Source organism: Candidatus Dormiibacterota bacterium (genome assembly GCA_035635555.1).
Classification (GTDB): Bacteria; Acidobacteriota; Polarisedimenticolia; order Gp22-AA2; family Gp22-AA2; genus Gp22-AA3.
This window is the reverse complement of sequence record DASQAT010000003.1, coordinates 45,609-63,640: the sequence shown is the minus strand read 5'-3', so window position 1 is coordinate 63,640 and position 18,032 is coordinate 45,609. Positions and strand designations below refer to the sequence as shown.

Genomic DNA, 18,032 nt, shown 5'->3' with positions numbered 1-18,032 from the left:
ATGTGCAGTGAAAGGCGGGAGTGGTAGGCGCGAGCGGATTTGAACCGCTGACTTCTACCGTGTCAAGGTAGCGCTCTCCCCCTGAGCTACGCGCCTTCACTTGAAAGCCCGGACTGGCGCCGCTTCAAGCGCCTCATGGCTTTGCCTTGCGAACGCGAGAGTATACGGGGCGATCCGCGCTATTGTCAACCGAACAGGCAACTTCCCGTTGCGGAGAAGGGCCCCGAGGCGTATCATCCGGGAGTTCCGGGAGAATCGGCGAACGTGCTCATCGTGATGGAGAAAGGCGCGAGCGAAGAGCAGATCAGGGCGGTCACGGACAGGATCCTCGCCCTGGGCCTGCGGCCGCACCCGATCCCCGGGGCCGAGCGCACGGCCATCGGCATCACCGGCAACCACGGGCCCCTCGATCCGGCGGAGTTCGAGATCCTGCCGGGGGTGCAGCAGGCGATCCGGGTCACCAAGCCGTACAAGCTGGTGAGCCGCGAGGTGAAGACGGCCGACAGCGTCATCCAGGTGGGGGGACGACCGGTCGGTGGGCCGCGTCTGACGATCATCGCCGGCCCCTGTGCCGTGGAGTCGGAGGCCCAGACGCTGGCCATCGCGCACAAGGTGCGCGAGGCCGGCGCCGATCTGCTGCGGGGCGGGGCCTTCAAGCCGCGCACGTCGCCGTACTCCTTCCAGGGGCTCGGGCTCGAGGGGCTGCGAATCCTGGCGCGTGCGCGGGAGGAGACCGGCCTGCCGATCGTCAGCGAAGCGGTCGACGAGGAATCTCTGGCGATGGTGGAAGAGCACGCCGACGCGGTCCAGATAGGAGCGCGCAACATGCAGAACTTCTCCCTGCTGAAGCGCGCCGGCAAATCGAAGATCCCGGTGTTCCTGAAACGGGGCATGTCGGCGACTCTCGACGAGTTCCTCATGGCCGCGGAGTATGTCGTGTCGGAAGGGAACTACCAGGTGTTCCTCTGCGAGCGCGGCGTGCGGACCTTCGCCGATCACACACGCAATACGCTGGACCTGGCGATCGTTCCGGCCGTCAAGCACCTCAGCCACCTGCCGATCCTGGTCGATCCGAGCCATGGCACCGGCCGGCGGGACAAGGTCGCCCCCCTGGCCCGGGCCGCGATCGCCGCCGGGGCCGACGGCGTCATGATCGAAGTCCACAACGATCCGGCCCGGGCCCTCTCCGACGGTCCGCAGGCCATCCTCCCGGAGGAGTTCGCCAGCCTGGTGCACGACCTCCGCGCCCTGGCCGGTCTCCTGGGCCGCACACACGATTAGATCTTCGCGGGACCCGTCGGCGTTGGTTACCGTTCCGTGATCCCCCTTACCATTTTTGCCGCATAGCAGCCTGCGAGGGCGACCGTCTTTCGCTCCAGCGCCCCGGCCCCCGCTGCGAAGCCTTGCGAGGAGCGGGGTTTAGCCCGATTCGCTGGATTGGACACGTTCTGGTACGCCCCTTGCTCTTCTCACCGAGGTTGCGCGCGTCGGCCGGAGGGAGCAACTTGGATACGGGCAGGACATCGTTCCGGTCGGTGATGGAGGGCGGGAGATGATCAACCAGGACGAGGTCTTCGTGATCACGGAGGACGACATCCTCAAGCCCTCCGACAAGGGCAAGGGGAAGGGCGGTGGACCGCGCGCCGTCCCCGCGACCAAGGCTGCCAGGGCGGCCGAGCGACAGGCCGAGGCCGGGGAGACGGTGGTCGACAGACCGGCCGCGACTCGTGGCCGGGGGCGACGGAGCCCCGCCGCCGCGTCCACCCTGTCCCTGTTCATCTGCGGACTGGGCCAGCTCTACAACGGCGACGGCAGGCTCGCGGCGCTGTTCTTCCTGAGCGAGGTGCTCATCCTGGCGTTCCACTATTTCATGTACATGACCTGGGATCGGATCAGGACCTTCGCGCACCTGTTCTTCGTGAGCGAGTGGGAGCTGATGCTCTACGCTTCGTCGATCGACTTCTGCGTCATCTTTTTCCTGATCTACAACGTGGCGCAGGCGTACCGCGGGGCCGAGAGCCGTGGCGGGCGATTCGACGGACTGCACCAGCCGTTCGTCTCGGGGCTCGCGTCGCTGTGCGTTCCCGGATGGGGGCAGCTGCTCAACGGCCAGCTCGGCAAGGCGGTCTTCTTCCTGTTCTCGTTCCTGCTTCAGGGCTATCTGATGACGATGTACATGATGTCGCCGCTGTTCCGCATCCTGGTCGACATCGAGCCGCAGAGACTCATCCTGGACAAGGCCATCAAGGTCGGGATGGGGATCCTTTTCGTGACGGCGCTGTCCTGGCTGCTCAGCACCTACGACGCCTTCGTCGTGGCGCGTTACACGAAGGGACGAAGGGGCTGAGACGATTCGCCGTCCGGCCGCCACGCCCTCATGACAGCCCGCTGATCCGTCCCTCGTCGTCGAGGTCGAAATGCTCGGCCGCCGGTACCGAAGGCAGGCCGGGCATCGTCATGATGCTCCCCACCAGCGGATAGACGTACCCGGCGCCCGCGGCGGCGCGGATGTCGGTCACCGGCAGGACGAACCCCTCCGGACGCCCCTTGAGGGCAGGGTCGTGCGACAGGGACAGGGGGGTCTTCGCCATGCAGATCGGCAGGCGTCCGAGCCCCTGGCGCCGGCAGAACTCGATCCTCTCCCTGGCCTTGTCGGTGTAGGTCACGCCCGCGGCTCCATAGATCGTCCGGGCGATGGTCTCGATTTTTTCCTCGATCGACAGGTCGGGGGAATACAGGCTCCGGAACTGGGCGCCGGACTCGGCGGCGCGCACGACCGCCCGGGCGAGCTCGAGACCTCCCTCGCCGCCGCGCGCCCACACGTCGGCGGCGACCGTCGCGGTCGCGCCGGCGGCGCCCGCCCTGCCGATCACTTCGTCGATCTCCGCCTGCGTATCGCCGTCGAAACGGTTCACGGCGACCACGGCCGGCAGGCCGAAGGTGCGCACGTTCTCGATGTGCTTGCGCAGGTTCTCGCACCCGCGCCCGACCGCGGCGGGGTCCGGCCTCCTGAGGGCCGACGTGTCCCTGCCGGTGATCGCAATGCCGCCGTGCAGCTTCAAGGCGCGCACGGAGCAGACGATGACGGCCGCCGAAGGGACCAGGCCGGCGACGGGGCACTTGATGTCGAACAGCTTCTCGGCCCCCATCTCCGACCCGAAGCCGCTCTCGGTGACCACGTAATCGGCCAGCTTCAGCGCCAGAAGATCCGCCAGGATGGAATTATTGCCGTGCGCCACGTTGGCGAACGGACCGCAATGGATCAGCGCGGCTCCGCCCTCGAGGTTCTGCACCAGGTTCGGCTTGATCGCGTCCTTCAGGATCGCCGCCATCGCCCCCTGGGCCGAAAGCGCCGAGGCCACGACCCCGCGTCCTTCGCGGTCCACCCCCACGAGGATCCGTCCGAGCCGCTCCTTGAGATCGCGCGGACTGCGGGACAGGGACAGGATTGCCATCACCTCGGAGGCGGCCGTGATGTCGTAGCCGCTCTCCCGCTCGACGCCGTTCGACCCGCCTCCGAGCGCGACGCGGACGCGGCGCAGCGCCCGGTCGTTCAGGTCGAGGCTCCGGCGCCACAGGATTCGTTCCGGATCGAGACCGAGTCGGTTGCCGTGGTGCAGGTGGTTGTCGATGAGGGCCGCCAGCAGGTTGTGCGCCGCGGCGACCGCGTGGAAGTCGCCGGTGAAGTGCAGGTTGATCTCTTCCATGGGCACGACCTGGGAATACCCGCCGCCGGTGGCGCCCCCCTTGATGCCGAACACCGGGCCCATGGACGGCTGGCGCAGGGTCGAGAGGGCGCGCTTCCCGAGCTTCCGGAGCGCCTGGGCCAGCCCGATCGTGACCACGGTCTTCCCCTCGCCCAGGGGCGTGGGGTTGATCCCCGTCACGCAGACATAGCGGCCCGGCGGCCGGTCCTTCAGGCGTTCGATCGCCTGCAGCGAGATCTTCGCCTTGTAGCGGCCGTACGGCTCCAGCTCGTCGGGCAGGAGGCCGAGCGACTCCCCGAGGGATTCGATGCGCACGAGTTTCGCCCGGCGGGCGATCTCGAGATCGGACAGGCTCACGGGGTCCTCCGTTCGCTCTTCCCCTCGTTGAGGGCCCGGCGCAGATCGTCGATCTCGGCATCGGTGGGATCGGCGGTCTTGGCCTTCTCCAGCTCGGCCAGCGCCGCGGCACGGTCGCCCGTGGCCTGCAGGGCCCGGCCCAGCAGCAGGTGGCCGCGCGCGGTGTCGGCGATCGACAGTGCGTGGCGCGCCTCGGACATCGCCCCCTGCGGGTCCTTGCGACGCAACGCGACGAGGGCGTTGAGCAGGTGAAAGTCGGACTCGTAGGGAAAGGGGTCGGACGACGCCTTTCCCAGGACCGCCGCCGCGTCCTCCCAGCGCTCCTCGCGAGTCAGGAGCGAGCCGGCCTGATACGCCGCCTTCGGATAGCCCGGATACTGCTGCAGGGCCTTGCGCAGGAGCTGCAGCCGCTTCTTCGAATCGCTCTCGGCCATGGCGCGGCAGTAGGTCTCGAACGCCAGGAGCGGCGCGTCCTCCGACTGCTGGCGGAGGAGATCCGAGCGGCTGTCCGGCAGGGCGATCTTCTCATCACGCGCCAGCGCCACCGCCAGGTTGCGGTTCACCTCCAGGAGGTCCTTGAGACGCCCGGTGCGCTGCACCCAGGGCCGGGCCTTCTCCTGCTTGATGTCGATGACCCGGGCGGCGACCGTGATGTCCCCTTTGTCCAGGTTGAAGCGCCCGAGGACCAGGCGGTCGGATCGCGGGCCGCCCGGTCGCTGCAGAGTCTTGCGTCCGAGCTCCAGGGCGCTTGCCAGGGCGAGGGGCGCTCCGGACGGGATGCCGCTCCCCTCGAGGAGGACCGAGCGCTCCTCGTCGTCCATCACCTGCTGGCCGAAACCCAGCATGTATTCCTCCAGCGCATGGGCCAGGCCGGTGGACAGCCAGTCGAGGGATCGGTCCTCCGCCGTGTTCTCGAAAGGCAGGACGAGGTAGGCGTGCGCGGGCGCCGTCGTGTCGGCGGCGAGAAGCGGCGCGCCCGCCGCTGCCGTGGCGAGCAGGAGAAGGGACAGCGACCGCTTCAAGCGCCTGTCCTGCGCGGCCGATCGATGGGGGTGGCCTCCTCGGCCGTGTCGGACTTGCCGAAGAACATCTTGCCGGCCGTGGTCTGGAGGACGGACGTCACGGTGATGTCGATGTTGCGGCCTAAGTGCCGCTTGGCGTTGTCGACCACGACCATGGTGCCGTCGTCCAGGTACCCGACCCCCTGATTGGCCTCCTTGCCCTCCTTCAGGATGAACACCTTCATCGACTCGCCCGGGAGCACGACCGGCTTGAGGGAGTTGGCGAGTGAGTTGATGTTGAGGACCTGGACGCCCCGCAGCTCGGCCACCTTGTTGAGATTGAAGTCGTTGGTGATGATCTTGCCCCCGAGCTGCTTGGCCAGCTCGATGAGCTTCATGTCGACGTCCTTGATCTCGGGGAACTCGGCCTCGGAGATCACGACCTTGATGTCGGGGCCCTTCTTGATGCGTTGCAGGATGTCCAGTCCCTTGCGCCCTCGGTTCCTCTTCAGGGAATCCTGCGAATCGGCGATGTACTGCAGCTCGCGCAGCACGAACTGCGGAACGATCAGCGTCCCGTCGAGGAATCCGGTCTCGCAGACGTCGGCGATGCGCCCGTCGATGATCACGCTCGTGTCGAGGATCTTGAAGTTCTGACTCTGCCCGCCCTCGGACCAGGCCGCGCGAAGGCTCGAGAGCGAGAAGCGTTCGCCGCGCACGGCGCCGATCGCCATTCCGGTGTATCCGAACAGCAGGACGATGAACCCCTGGATGGCGATCGCCGGCGCGAAGGAGAACATGTCGAGGGGCAGGAGCGCCACCACGACGCCGGCCGCCGCGCCCCCGACCAGGAGACCGGCGAGACCGCCGAGAAGGGCGTTCATCTCGAGACCGCGCAGCACGTATTCGAGACCGAGGATGAGCCCGGCGCACACGACGCCGATGGCGAGACCGGTCAGGTCGAGCGGTTCGAGCGTGATGGGCCGGATCTGGGCGCCCAGGATGATGGACAGGACGACGAGAAGCGTCCGGAGCACGTATGTTCCCACAGCGTTCACCTCGTTGCGGCCCGGAACGGGCCGTTCAGACGGACCTATGACATTATGACATCAGGATCATGATAGCGTCTCGGCGCGGCCCAGACTAGAACAGGCTCCTAGAGTTCTCCGAATCGTGAGACGATCCGCCGCTCGGTTCCGCGGACGTAGAGACGTGGCACACGGGAGCCGATCCCGCACAGAACCTCCCAGGAGATCGTCTCGGCCCACTCGGCGATCTGGTCGGCGCCGAGCGTCTCCTCTCCGGAGGCGCCGATCACCGTGACCTCGTCTCCCAGCGCGGCCGCGGGGACGTCCGTCACATCGACGGTCGTCAGGTCCATGCTGACTCGACCGACGATGGGGGCCCGACGGCCGCGAACCAGGACGTGGCCGCGGTTGGACACCAGGCGCGGAAGCCCGTCGTCGTAGCCGAGCGCCAGAGAGGCCACCCGGGTGGGGCGGAGCGCCTTATACGTGCGCCCGTAACCCAGGGTGGTCCCCGGGCGGATATCCTTTATATAGATGATGCGGGTCCTGAGAGCCAGGACCGGGCGGACCGGAAGCGGCGTCATCCGGGACGACGGGGGATACCCGTAAAGGATCAGGCCCGGACGGACGAGAGTCATCCAGGCCGGGGGATGGTCCATGATGGCGGCGCTGTTGGCGAGGTGGATCTCGTCCGCCCTCAGCCCCGCGGCCCAGATGGCCGCGGTCGCCTCCTGGAACAGGCGGGTCTGCTCGCGGGTGAACGGGTCGGCGGGGTCGTCGGCCACGGCGAAGTGGGAGAAGGCCCCCGTCAGCCGGATCGAGGAGGCCTTGCCGAGGATGTCCAGGAACGCCGGGACGTCCCCGGCGGGAACACCGAGACGGCCCATCCCGCTGTCAATTTTCAGATGCGCCGCCGCGACCACTCCCCGCCGAGCCGCCGTCGACGACAGCGATTCCACCTGGTCGCGCCGGTAGATTGCCGGGATCAGGTCGTGCTGCAGCAGGAGGTCGGCCTGCGCCGGGGCGAACCCGCCCAGCACCAGGATCGGAGATCGGATCCCCGCCCGGCGCAGCTCGATCCCTTCTTCGGGGATCGCCACACCGAACCGTTCGACTCCGTCCTCCTGCAGGGCGCGCGCCACCTCGACGGCGCCGTGCCCGTACGCGTCGGCCTTGACCACGGCCAGGACGGGCCGGCCGCCGACGCGCCGGCGCACCGCCCCGAGGTTGGCCGCCAGGATGCCGAGGTCGATCTCCGCCCAGGTGGGCCGGTGCGCGTCGAGGCTCGCCATCACCCGGGCTGACGCTCCAGATCCTCGAAGCGCGTGTACTCGCGGATGAACGCCATGTCGAACTCGGCCGTCGGACCGTTCCTCTGCTTGGCGATGATCACCGTGGCGATGCCGCGGTTTTCCTCCGTCGGCTTGTACATCTCCTCGCGGTACAGGAGGAGGACGACGTCGGCGTCCTGCTCGATCGCCCCCGATTCGCGCAGGTCCGAGAGCTGCGGCCGGCCTTTCTCGCCGCGCTGCTCGGGGGCGCGCGACAGCTGCGAGACGGCGATGACCGGCACGTTGAGCTCCTTGGCGAGCTCCTTCAGCGAGCGGGAGATCTCCGCCATCTCCTGCTGCCGGTTCTCGAAGCGTCCCCGGCTCCGGATGAGCTGCATGTAGTCGATGACCACCAGATCGAGCCCCTGCTCCATCTTCAGTCGACGGCTCTGCGCGCGCATCTCGAGAACGGAGATCCCGGCCTTGTCGTCGATGAACGCGCGGGCCCCGGCCAGCTCGCCGAACGCCCGGGTGAGCTGCTTCCATTCCTCCTTGGTCAGTCGTCCGGTGCGCAGGCGGTGGCTGTCGACCCTGGCCAGGCCGGTCAGCATCCGCAGAAAGAGCTGCTCGCGCGTCATCTCCAGCGAGAAGATGCCGACGCGCTTCCCTTCACGCAGCCCGACGTGCTGAGCGATGTTGAGGGCGAACGAAGTCTTGCCCATGCCGGGACGGGCCGCCAGCACGATCAGATCGGCCGCCTGCAGGCCGGAGGTGTACTCGTCCAGCAGCCGGTACCCGGTGGCGAGACCGGTGATCAGCTCGCGCCTCTCGGCGAGCTCCTCGATCGCCTTCAGGCTCTGGTCGGCGATCGTCTTCATCGGGACGAACCCTTCGCGCAGCCGGTCCTGGGCGATCTGGAAGATCATGCGCTCCGACTGATCGAGGATGTCGTCGGGATCCTGGCTGGCTTCGTAAGCGGTCGAGACGATCCGGCCGCCCGCCACGATGAGATTGCGCAGGATCGACTTCTCCTTGACGATCCGGGCGTAGTACTCCACGTTCGCCGAGCGCGGCACCCCGTCCAGAAGGGACGCGATATAGGCCGGACCGCCCACCGCCTCCAGGACGCCGGCACGCGACAGCTCCTCCTTGACGGTGACCGGATCGATCGCGGTCGTCTTCTCCGAGAGATCGGACATCACCTTGAAGATCTTCCGGTGCGGCTCCCGGTAGAAATCCTCCTCCTTGAGGATCTCCTGGGCGCGGTTGATGGCGGTGTTTTCGATGAGGATGGCGCCGAGGACGGAGCGCTCGGCCTCGACGCTGCAGGGAATGTCTTTCTCGAGAGTGATGTCGCCGGGCATCCGGTCTCCGAACCGCGCGGGGCTGTATCGTAGCACGCGTTGTTGCGCGGCGATCCGCGGCTTTGTTAAGATCACGGCGGGTCGGAGTGGTTCGGATGGTCGCTGCCCGGGGGAAACCCCGGGGAGAGGAAAGTCCGAACTCCACAGGGCATTGCGCTGGGTAACGCCCAGTCCCGGTGACGGGAAGGAAAGTGCCACAGAAAACAGACCGCCGGGACGGGAGGCCAGTCCTTCCGTCGCGGTAAGGGTGAAACGGTGGGGTAAGAGCCCACCAGCGCCCCGGGTGACCGGGGCGGCTCGGCAAACCCCGCAAGGAGCAAGGCCAAATAGGGGAGCGCTCACGGGTGGCCCGCCCGCAAGCTCCCGGGTAGGTCGCTTGGCCCCCGGGCCGGGGACCGCAGATGTCGCAGGTCTCGCGGGTCCGGGACGCCGCCCGCGCGGGTGACCGCGCGGGTAGAGGAATGACCATCGGCCGCCGAAAACGGCGGCAACAGGATTCGGCTTACGAATCACTCCGGCCCAATCTCGAAGCGGCAGGCGCACGTACCGTTTTTCCCAGGTGAGAGTCCGCCATGCCCGCGTCTGACCCGCTGAGAGCCCGGCTCGATCGCGCGGTCGCCCGCCTGCGTCCTTCGGTGGAGGCGCTCAGCCGGTCGCTGCACCGTCGCGCCGAGCTCAGCCTGGAAGAATTCGAATCGTCCCGTCTGGTGGCGCGCTTCCTCGAGCGCGAGGGCTTCACGGTGCGCCGCGGAGTCGCCGGGCTGCCGACGGCGTTTCTGGCGCGCCGGAGGCTGGGGCGCGGCGGACCGCGGGTCGCATTCCTGGCGGAGTACGATGCGCTGCCGGGGCTCGGACACGCCTGCGGTCACAATCTCATCGGCGCCGCGGCCGCGGGCGCGGGCGCGGCGCTGGCGCGCGCCCTCTCGGGATCGCCGGGCGAGATCCTCGTGGTCGGCACGCCCGCGGAAGAGACCATCGGCGGCAAGGTGCTGATGACCGAGAAGGGGGTGTTCCGCGGCGTCGACTGCGCCCTCATGTTTCATCCTTCGACGGAGAACCGCGTCTACACCACCTCGCTCGCCTGCCATTCTCTCCAGGTGACGTTCCATGGACGCTCGTCGCACGCCGTCTCGTCGCCCGAGAAGGGGATCAACGCCCTCGACGCCCTGATCCGTCTGTTCATTGAAGTGCACCGGCTGCGGCACCGCCTGCCGCGCGAGGTGCGCATGCCGGGCGTGATCATCGAGGGCGGGAAACGGGCCAACATCGTTCCGGACCGGGCCGTGGGCCGGTTCACCCTGCGGGCGCGGGACCTGGCCACCCTGGCGCGGGTGGAGGAGCGTTTCCGCGGCGCGGTGAGCGACGCGGCGCGGCTCACGGGCGCCCGCTATTCGATCCAGTCGCTCGACCACCCCTACGCGGAGATGATCACCAACCGGGTGCTGGCCGACCTCTTCAAGAGGGAGCTGCGGAGGCTGGGCCGGAGGACCGTCGATGCCCCGCGCAAGAAGATGGGCTCGCTCGACATGGGCAACGTCAGCCAGGTCGTGCCCTCGATCCATCCCTACGTCGCCATCGCGCCGCGCTCGGTCCCGCTGCACTCGCGCGGTTTCGCGCGGCTCGCGGGCGGACCACGCGGCCGCTCCGGTCTGCGCGTGGCGATGCGGGCCCTGGCGAGGGTCGGATTCGTGGTGATGGCGGATCACGACACGCTGCGGCGGGCCCGGCACGAGTTCCAGATCTTCCTCCGGAGCGTCCGGCGGAGGAAGCGTTGAAGCCGCTCCTGCCGCCGCCCCTGCAACCGGGCGACCGGATCGGTGTCGCCGCTCCGGGCGGGCCGATCCGGGCGGAGGCGCTCGGGCGCGGCCTGTCCTACCTCGAGGCGCGCGGATTCCTGCCGGTCCTCGGGAGGAACCTGCATCGGCGCAAGGCCTACCTGGCTGGGACCGATCGCGAGAGACTCGAGGATCTCGCCGCCTTCGTGGAGGACCCGACGATCAGGGGCATCTGGTGCGCGCGCGGCGGGTACGGCAGCGCCCGCCTCGTCGCCGGGCTGGATCTGGATCCCCTGCGGCGGCACCCGAAGGCGTTGATCGGATACAGCGACATCACGATCCTGCACGCGGCGGTCCTGAGAACGGCGCGACTGGCCACCTGGCACGGGCCTTTGGTCTCCGAGCTGGGAGACCCCGCCCTGTTCGACGAGGCGTTTCTCTGGAAGGCCCTGTCGGGGGGCGGGAGCGACCTGTCCTGGCCGCTCCCGGCATCGTCGATCCACGCGGGCGGCGACGGGGAGGGGACTCTCGTCGGAGGCTGCCTGTCGCTCCTGGTCGGCCTGGTGGGGACGCCCTACGAGCCGCCGCTGGACGGCGCGATCCTGTTCTGGGAGGAGGTCCACGAGGAGCCGTACCGGATCGATCGGATGCTAGGCCACCTCCGGCTGTCCGGACGGTTGAAGAACCTGCGCGGGATGGTGGTCGGCCGCCTGGTCGATTGCGCGGCCCAGGATCCTGAAAACGACATGCCGCTGCGCGACATCCTGGACAGGCACCTCGAGGGCACGCGATTCCCGGTGGTCATCGACTTCCCGGCGGGTCACTGCGCCGGTAAGACCACGCTACCCCTCGGACGAACAGTGAGGCTCGATACCGCGTCACTCCGTCTCGCCGTCAGCGGACCGTGAAGAAGACATCGCGGTCCAGCTCCTTCCCGCCGATCTTGTCCAGGAGCTTCATCTCCATCTTGAAGTCGACCGGCAGCGGCTGGTTCGGCGCCAGGAGATCCTTCAGGTCGATCGAATAGAGATCGACCTGGCCGGCGAGCGGGCGGACCACCGGCGGCCGGTAGCGCTTCCAGCCGGCTCCGTCCTTCAGGAAGAACGTGACGATCGATTCCAGGCTGGGGTGGCCGGCGGCCGGATCGCTCGCGGGGTTATAGACCTGGTAGTAGAAGGTCACCGCTTCGTTCTTCGTCAGGACGGCTGAGGCGCGGGGCACGAGACGGAACGACCCCAGGACGTAGGGTCCTGCGTGCGACTTCTCGTCGGGGTCCTGGCCGGGATCGAGGTGCTTGAATCCGGCGAGCAGCGCCACGCTGCTCATGCGCAGGTCCTTCTCTCGGAAATCCGGCACGTCGATCGTCTTGACCAGCGTTCCCATCTGCCCGGGGACGACCTTGTCCTCGACCACGACGGCGAGCCGGTAGCTGCCCGGCGCCAGATTGTGACGCGCCTGGTAGACGAAGGACGCCGGCGGCGCCTCGCCGGGGGACGACGGGACGAAGGGGAGGTCGCCGGTGAGGTTGACCGGCTTTCCCTCGCCCGCCGGCTCGATGCGTGCGAACGGGTGCAGGGCTGCGTCGCCGCTCCCGTGGGCCGCCTCGCGCGGGGTCTCGATGGTGATGACGCTCAGCGTCGTGCCGTCCGCGGCGGCGTACGAGTCGATGCCGATCTGGAACGGCACGTCGGTCCGGCCGCCCCCCTTGGCGAGGAGATCCTGGAGGATCGGGATCTGCCGCTTGCTCTCGGGCGTCAGGTCCTCCTCCGGCTTCCGGGTCGTCGCGGTCGGGACGTCCGGCAGGGCCTCCGCCGTCTGCGCCGCGGGGATTTTCCAGCCGATACCGCGCGTCTCGGGGTGGGTCGCGACATACTCCTCGAGCTTCTTGCGGTCCAGGAGGAGCGGCGCCGCCCCGCCGCCCGCGAACATCAGATCGAGGTGCGCCTTGATCCCGGTGACTTCGTTCGGGTCGTAGGTCCAGATGTTCCGACCGCGCGTGTCCTTGTCCGCCTTGGTGGGGGATCCCAGCAGGAGGTAGGTGCGTCCCATGTCCGTGAGGCAGCCCGGGCCGGTGATCGATTTGAATCTCTTGTCCGCCTCCTCGACCTTTTTCCAGAAAACCGCCTGATATTCGTTTTCCGGCGTCCCCGGCGTGGGATCGCGCTTGTCCCAGAACGCCTTCACGAAGGCGGCGCGCTCATCGTCGGTGCGCAGCTTCTTCCACTCCTTCTCCTCGTCCTCGGTCATGATCCACTTCACCGGGCCCTTCGCCCAGTCCTTCCCCGGCGTCTTGTAGTCGGGGGGGCCGGCGGCAAGCACAAGGACGGCGGCGAGCAGCAGGAACAGGGTCTCGAAACGGCGGAAGATCGTCATCATCACCTCGTGAGTGTCTCGATCCTGCTTCCCGGGAGGTGCGAGATTATACCGGCCGTCTTCGGGGCGGTCAAACGGTCCGGGGTCCGGAGCGGAGGGCGGCTATAATGCGCCGGGTGCGGGTGGCCGGACGTGCGTAACCTCAAGATCGTCGTGTCGTACGTCGGCACGCGCTTCGCCGGCTGGCAGGTCCAGCCGGGATGTCCGACGGTGCAGGGGATCCTCGAGGAGCGCATCGGCCGGATGCTGCAGGAGCCTGTGCGAATAGCCGGGGCGGGCCGCACCGACGCCGGCGTGCACGCCCGCGGCCAGGTAGGCAATTTCGTGACCGGCGGGCGCATCCCGGTGGAGGGACTGCGGCGCGGATTGAACGCCCGGCTCCCCGTGGACATCGCCGTGATTCGCGTCGAGGAAGTGCCGGAGTCCTTCCACGCGCGGGCCGACGCGCGCGGCAAGGAGTATCTCTACCGGGTCTCGCGGGCGGAGGTCGTGTCTCCCTTCGACGCCCCCTTCGTCGCGCACGTGCGGGGGCGGCTCGATGTCGAGGCGATGCGCAGGGCCGCCGCGCACTTCGTGGGGACGCACGACTTCACCTCGTTCTGTCCCGCGAAATCCGAGATCGAGGACAAGGTCCGCACCCTGACGCTGTCGGAAGTCACGGAGCACGGTCCGGAAGTGCATTACCGCGTCGTGGGAAACGGGTTCCTGCGTCACATGGTGCGCACCCTCGCCGGCACCCTGCTCCTCGCCGGACGGGGACAGCTGGACGCAGGCGCCGTTCCACAGATCCTTGCGGCCAGGGACCGCGGGCGCGCGGGGCCGGTCGCCCCGGCGCGCGGACTCTGCCTCGAGAGGGTCCTCTACGAGGAGAGAACGTGAGCCGGCGGCATTCCTTGCTCCCTCAGTCGAGCGTGTGTTACGATTCGAGCGCACTCCGCGTGGGAGCGACGACCCCCTCCATGTCCCATCCGGCACGAGACTTGGCAGGACTCATCACGAAAGGATCGCCCGAGGAGCAGCTCCTCGCGCAGATCGATTTCGCGCGTCTGCCGCGTCACATCGCCATCATCATGGACGGGAACGGGCGATGGGCCCGGATGCGGAGCCTGCCGCGCGTCGCCGGCCACCGGGCCGGCATCGCGGCCGTGCGCGACGTGGTCGAGACCTCGGCGCGCCTGGGCTGCCAGGTGCTGACGCTCTACGCGTTCTCCGTCGAGAACTGGAAGCGGCCGCGGCGCGAGATCGACACGTTGATGGGTCTCCTGCGCGAATATCTGAAGAAGGAAATCGACACGTTGCAGAGCAACAACATCGCCTTCAACGTCATCGGGCGGATGGACGAGCTCGGCCCGGCGATCCAGAAGGAGCTCCAGGAAGGGATGCTGGCGACGCGGGAGAACACGGGGCTGCTGTTCAACATCGCCCTGTCCTACGGCGGCAGGGCCGAAATCGTGGATGCGGTCAACCGGATCCTGGCCGACCGCCGCGTGGCCGGCGCCCCGGCAGCGGCGGTCGACGAGGCCGCGTTCTCGCGCTACCTTTATACCGCCGGCCAGCCCGACCCGGACCTCCTCATCCGCACTTCGGGAGAGCTGCGCATCAGCAACTTCCTGCTGTGGCAGATCGCCTACGCCGAGATCTGGGTGACCGAGACCCTGTGGCCCGACTTCCGCAAGCGAGAGCTTCTGCAGGCCATCGTGGACTATCAGAAGCGCGAGCGGCGCTACGGCCGGGTCGTGGGCGCCGAGCCCGAGGCGATCAGCCTGTCGCCCGGCAAGGCCGGCGTCTGAGCCGGCCCGAGTGAAAGCCGCCCCGGATCCCCGATGAAACGCGTCCTCTCCGCCGCCGTCTTTCTTCCTGTGTTCTGGGTCATCGTGAAGTTCCGCCCGGAGACGTACGAGATCCTGGTCGCCGTGGCGGCGCTCCTCGCCTTGCGCGAGCTGTTCCGTCTCGCCTCGGCGAGCGGCCAGCGCTGCCATCGTCTCCTCGGGACGCTCGTGACCCTCCTGGTGATCGCATCGTTCGCATTCACCGGGTTCGATATCCGCTACGCCCTGGCCTTCGCGCTGATCGTCCTGCCGATCGCCTCTCTCTGGCGCGGCGGGGAGTGGGGACCGGCGCTCGCCGATATCGGCACCACGCTCTTCATCGCGCTGTTCACCGGCGTGCTGTTCGGCTACCTGATTGACCTGAGAACCGTCCACGATCCGCCCAAGGGGGACGAGGCCGGCTCCGACCTGGTCCTGCTGCTGTTCTTCGTGGTGTGGACCAGCGACACAGCCGCCTACTACATCGGAACGACCTTCGGCCGCCGACCTCTGGCGCCTCGGGTCAGTCCCAAGAAGACGGTGGAAGGAGCTGTGGGCGGCGTGATGGGAGCGCTCCTCGCGGCCTTCGTGGCCAGCGTCTGGTTCTACAGGCGACTGAGCGTCCTGGACTGCGTCGTGCTGGGCCTGGCGCTCGGGACCATCGGGCTTCTGGGGGACCTCGTCGAATCCATGCTCAAGCGCGGGGCGGGGATGAAGGACAGCGCCTCGCTCGTCCCCGGCCATGGGGGAATCCTGGATCGTGTCGATTCCCTCCTGTACGCCGGTCCGGTCCTCTACTACTATTACCTCTTTGCGATGAGGGCACACTGATGGCCGGGAACGCGCGCCGCGCGGTGGCCGTGCTGGGGTCGACCGGCTCGGTCGGGGTGCAGACGCTCGACCTGATCTCCTCCCTCCCGGAGCGCTTCGAGGTCGTCGCGCTCGCGGCCGGCCGTAACGCCGGGCTGCTCGCCCGGCAGATCGAGACGCACCGTCCGCGCCTGGCGGCGATCGCCGACGCCGGGAGCGCCGGGTTGCTCGAGGACGCGGCACGGCAGGCGCGCTGCGAGATCCTGACGGGGCAGGAGGGCCTGCTTGCGGCCGCGGTCTTCCCGGCGGCCGACATCGTCGTGGCTGCCGTGGTGGGGGCCGCCGGCCTGCCGGCGACGCACGCGGCGCTCAAGGCCGGCAAGACGGTGGCGCTGGCCAACAAGGAGAGCCTGGTGATGGCCGGGGAGCTCCTGCAGGCGGTCGCCCGCGAGACGGGCGCCGTGCTCCTCCCCGTGGACAGCGAGCACTCGGCGGTGCACCAGTGCCTGCGCGGCGCGCGCCCGGAGGACGTGGCACGGGTGGTCCTGACGGCCTCCGGAGGTCCGTTTCGCACCACCCCCCTGGAGGACCTGCCGCGCGTGACCCCCGAGCAGGCGCTGCGTCATCCGGTGTGGGCCATGGGGAAGAAGATCAGCATCGACAGCGCCACGCTCATGAACAAGGGGCTCGAGGTGATCGAGGCGCGCTGGCTGTTCGACCTCGCGGCCGAGAGGGTCGGGGTCGTGCTCCACCCGCAGGGCCTGGTGCACTCGCTGGTCGAGATGGTGGACGGCTCCGTCCTCTGCCAGGTCGGTCTGCCCGACATGCGGGGGCCGATCCAGTACGCGCTCGGCTACCCGGAGCGCTTCCAGGGACCGGTGAAGGCGCCCGACCTGGCGGAGCGTCCTCCGCTGGAATTCTTTCCGGTCGACGGGCGGCGATTCCCGAGTCTCGATCTCGCCTACGGCGCCTTGCGCGCCGGCGGGACGGCTCCGTCCGTCCTGAACGCCGCCAACGAAATCGCGGTCCAGAATTTCCTGTCCGGCCGGCTGTCGTTCCCGGGCATTTCGCGGCTGGTCGGAGAGGTCCTCGAGCGTCATCGCCCGTCGCCCGTCACTTCGCTCTCGACCGTTCTTCAAGCCGACGCCTGGGCGCGAGGCGTCGCCGAGGAAATCCTTTTGCGGGGAGGTGCGCGTTGAGCTTCATCTTTGAGCACATCAGCTGGATCTGGCAGTTCGCGCTGCCGTTCGTGGTCGTCCTGGGGGTCGTGGTCCTGTTCCACGAGTTCGGGCACTACGTCGTCGCCAAGTGGCTCGGCGTCACGGTGGAGGTCTTTTCGATCGGGTTCGGTCCGCGCATCTTCGGCTGGACCCGCGGCGGGACCGACTACCGCGTGTCCTGGGTGCCGCTGGGCGGCTATGTGAAGCTGAAGGGGGAGACCCCCGACGAGAGCGGCGGGCCGCACGATCCCGGCGACCTCATGTCCCGCTCGCGCTTTCAGCGGTTTCTCGTGTTCGTCATGGGCGCGGTGTTCAACCTGATCACGGCTTACGTCCTGACGGTGGCGATTCTCCTGATGGGCATCCAGGAGCCGATCTATCCGTACCAGCCCCCGCTGGTCGGCGAGGTCGATCCGGACTCCCCGGCGGTCCAGGCCGGCATTCAGCCGGGCGACCGGATCCTCAGTTTCGGGGGGCAGTCCGTGGCGACCTGGAAGGATCTCGAGTGGGCCATCCTCCTGAGCCCCGGACAGACCAAGGAGGTCGTGCTCGAACGCGCGGGCCAGAGGCTGACGGTGCAGCTGACGATCAAGGCCGACACGCGCAACAGCATCGGCATCCCTCCGATAGCCCCCGCCACGGATGTCCTGGTCAGCGAGCCCCAGCCCGGACGACCGGCCGAGAAGGCCGATCTGCGCAACGGCGACCGGATCGTTTCGATCGACGGTGAGCCGATGACGACCATTTCGAAGGTGATCAAGACCATCCAGGGCTCCCCCGGCAAGCCGCTCCATTTCGTCATCGAGCGCGGCGGCCAGAGGATCGAGAAGGTCATCACCCCGGTGCGCGACAACGGCAAGGGGGTCATCGGGTTCCTCCCGTCGGTCCCCACGATTACCCGGACGTATGGCCTGTTCGACGCCCTGGGCGGCGCGCTGCGCCGGAACCTCGACGGCGCCTCGCTGATGTTCCTGACGCTCAAGAAGCTGTTCCTGGGAGAGCTGTCGCTGCGCTCCTTCTCGGGGCCGATCGGCCTCTATCTCGCGTCCGGCGTGTCCGCCCAGGAGGGTCTGACCCATTTCCTCGAATTCATCGCGTTCGTGAGCCTGCAGCTCGGGATCATCAATCTGTTCCCGATCCCTCCCCTGGACGGCGGACACGTGTTCACGCTTCTGATCGAGGGGACGATCAGGCGCGACCTCTCGGTCCAGCTCAAGGAGCGCGTCATGCAGGCCGGGCTCGTTCTCCTCCTCCTGTTCATGGCCACCGTCATCTACCTCGACATCAGCAAGCTGTTCCCGCGCTGAAGGAGACGGAC

Annotated in this window: 15 protein-coding genes, 1 tRNA gene and 1 other RNA gene; 10 read left to right on the top strand and 7 right to left on the bottom strand. The window is 68.2% G+C overall.

Annotated features, from left to right (window positions below; genetic code table 11):
• Positions 1-21: 21 nt before the first annotated feature.
• Positions 22-96, bottom strand: a tRNA-Val gene (locus VEW47_01020).
• 168 nt (positions 97-264) lie between these two features.
• Between VEW47_01020 and aroF the strand changes: the two genes are divergently transcribed.
• Together aroF and VEW47_01010 are read left to right on the top strand one after the other, a co-directional pair.
• A complete protein-coding gene (gene aroF / locus VEW47_01015) occupies positions 265-1,281 on the top strand; it encodes a 3-deoxy-7-phosphoheptulonate synthase (GenBank protein HYS03749.1) in 1,017 nt (338 codons plus the stop codon).
• Positions 1,282-1,552: 271 nt separating this feature from the next.
• Positions 1,553-2,347: a hypothetical protein gene (locus tag VEW47_01010; protein HYS03748.1), complete on the top strand. Its 795-nt coding sequence runs from the start codon at positions 1,553-1,555 to the stop codon at positions 2,345-2,347.
• Positions 2,348-2,375: 28 nt separating this feature from the next.
• Here the strand turns inward: VEW47_01010 and VEW47_01005 are convergent, their stop codons facing one another.
• The 5 genes from VEW47_01005 to dnaB all read right to left on the bottom strand — a co-directional run bounded on the left by VEW47_01005 (position 2,376) and on the right by dnaB (position 8,728).
• Positions 2,376-4,064 carry a formate--tetrahydrofolate ligase gene (locus VEW47_01005; protein ID HYS03747.1) on the bottom strand — a complete coding sequence of 563 codons (1,689 nt, stop codon included), beginning with the start codon at positions 4,062-4,064 and terminating at the stop codon, positions 2,376-2,378.
• Positions 4,061-5,086, bottom strand: coding sequence for a hypothetical protein (locus VEW47_01000; protein ID HYS03746.1), 1,026 nt, complete (start codon positions 5,084-5,086; stop codon positions 4,061-4,063). The genes VEW47_01005 and VEW47_01000 overlap by 4 nt, the downstream gene beginning before the upstream one ends.
• Positions 5,083-6,114, bottom strand: coding sequence for a PIN domain-containing protein (locus VEW47_00995; protein HYS03745.1), 1,032 nt, complete (start codon positions 6,112-6,114; stop codon positions 5,083-5,085). The genes VEW47_01000 and VEW47_00995 overlap by 4 nt, the downstream gene beginning before the upstream one ends.
• A gap of 107 nt (positions 6,115-6,221) precedes the next feature.
• A complete protein-coding gene (alr, locus tag VEW47_00990; GenBank protein ID HYS03744.1) occupies positions 6,222-7,385 on the bottom strand; it encodes an alanine racemase in 1,164 nt (387 codons plus the stop codon).
• A complete protein-coding gene (dnaB, locus tag VEW47_00985) occupies positions 7,385-8,728 on the bottom strand; it encodes a replicative DNA helicase (GenBank protein ID HYS03743.1) in 1,344 nt (447 codons plus the stop codon). Before dnaB ends, alr begins: the two co-directional genes overlap by 1 nt.
• An 83-nt stretch (positions 8,729-8,811) precedes the next feature.
• Here dnaB and rnpB point away from each other — a divergent pair.
• The 3 genes from rnpB (at position 8,812) to VEW47_00970 (ending at position 11,411) form a co-directional block, all read left to right on the top strand.
• Positions 8,812-9,248: RNase P RNA component class A (gene rnpB, locus VEW47_00980), an RNA gene on the top strand.
• 52 nt (positions 9,249-9,300) lie between these two features.
• Positions 9,301-10,503 carry a M20 family metallopeptidase gene (locus VEW47_00975; protein ID HYS03742.1) on the top strand — a complete coding sequence of 401 codons (1,203 nt, stop codon included), beginning with the start codon at positions 9,301-9,303 and terminating at the stop codon, positions 10,501-10,503.
• Positions 10,500-11,411 carry an LD-carboxypeptidase gene (locus tag VEW47_00970; GenBank protein HYS03741.1) on the top strand — a complete coding sequence of 304 codons (912 nt, stop codon included), beginning with the start codon at positions 10,500-10,502 and terminating at the stop codon, positions 11,409-11,411. Before VEW47_00975 ends, VEW47_00970 begins: the two co-directional genes overlap by 4 nt.
• On the opposite strand, the gene VEW47_00965 is transcribed toward VEW47_00970, so the two are convergent.
• On the bottom strand, positions 11,398-12,876 hold the full coding sequence (locus VEW47_00965; GenBank protein HYS03740.1) for a GWxTD domain-containing protein: 1,479 nt from the start codon (positions 12,874-12,876) through the stop codon (positions 11,398-11,400). The two genes, VEW47_00970 and VEW47_00965, sit on opposite strands and share 14 nt — an antisense overlap.
• A 132-nt stretch (positions 12,877-13,008) precedes the next feature.
• On the opposite strand from VEW47_00965, the gene truA reads away from it, so the two are divergent.
• From truA to rseP, 5 genes are all read left to right on the top strand, one after another.
• Complete coding sequence (truA, locus tag VEW47_00960; protein ID HYS03739.1) at positions 13,009-13,755, top strand: tRNA pseudouridine(38-40) synthase TruA; 747 nt, start codon at positions 13,009-13,011, stop codon at positions 13,753-13,755.
• A gap of 101 nt (positions 13,756-13,856) precedes the next feature.
• Positions 13,857-14,666, top strand: coding sequence for an isoprenyl transferase (locus VEW47_00955; protein ID HYS03738.1), 810 nt, complete (start codon positions 13,857-13,859; stop codon positions 14,664-14,666).
• Between the two features lie 33 nt (positions 14,667-14,699).
• Positions 14,700-15,515 carry a phosphatidate cytidylyltransferase gene (locus VEW47_00950; GenBank protein HYS03737.1) on the top strand — a complete coding sequence of 272 codons (816 nt, stop codon included), beginning with the start codon at positions 14,700-14,702 and terminating at the stop codon, positions 15,513-15,515.
• Positions 15,515-16,693: a 1-deoxy-D-xylulose-5-phosphate reductoisomerase gene (locus tag VEW47_00945; GenBank protein ID HYS03736.1), complete on the top strand. Its 1,179-nt coding sequence runs from the start codon at positions 15,515-15,517 to the stop codon at positions 16,691-16,693. The genes VEW47_00950 and VEW47_00945 overlap by 1 nt, the downstream gene beginning before the upstream one ends.
• On the top strand, positions 16,690-18,021 hold the full coding sequence (rseP, locus tag VEW47_00940) for an RIP metalloprotease RseP (protein ID HYS03735.1): 1,332 nt from the start codon (positions 16,690-16,692) through the stop codon (positions 18,019-18,021). The genes VEW47_00945 and rseP overlap by 4 nt, the downstream gene beginning before the upstream one ends.
• The last annotated feature ends 11 nt before the right edge of the window (positions 18,022-18,032 follow it).

Coding starts and splice junctions, on each gene's coding strand:
- VEW47_01010 (HYS03748.1), top strand. CDS start 1,553: ATGATCAACCAGGACGAGGTCTTCGTGATCACGGAGGACGACATCCTC.
- VEW47_00965 (HYS03740.1), bottom strand. CDS start 12,876: ATGACGATCTTCCGCCGTTTCGAGACCCTGTTCCTGCTGCTCGCCGCC.
- alr (HYS03744.1), bottom strand. CDS start 7,385: ATGGCGAGCCTCGACGCGCACCGGCCCACCTGGGCGGAGATCGACCTC.
- VEW47_00975 (HYS03742.1), top strand. CDS start 9,301: ATGCCCGCGTCTGACCCGCTGAGAGCCCGGCTCGATCGCGCGGTCGCC.
- VEW47_00950 (HYS03737.1), top strand. CDS start 14,700: ATGAAACGCGTCCTCTCCGCCGCCGTCTTTCTTCCTGTGTTCTGGGTC.
- dnaB (HYS03743.1), bottom strand. CDS start 8,728: ATGCCCGGCGACATCACTCTCGAGAAAGACATTCCCTGCAGCGTCGAG.
- VEW47_00945 (HYS03736.1), top strand. CDS start 15,515: ATGGCCGGGAACGCGCGCCGCGCGGTGGCCGTGCTGGGGTCGACCGGC.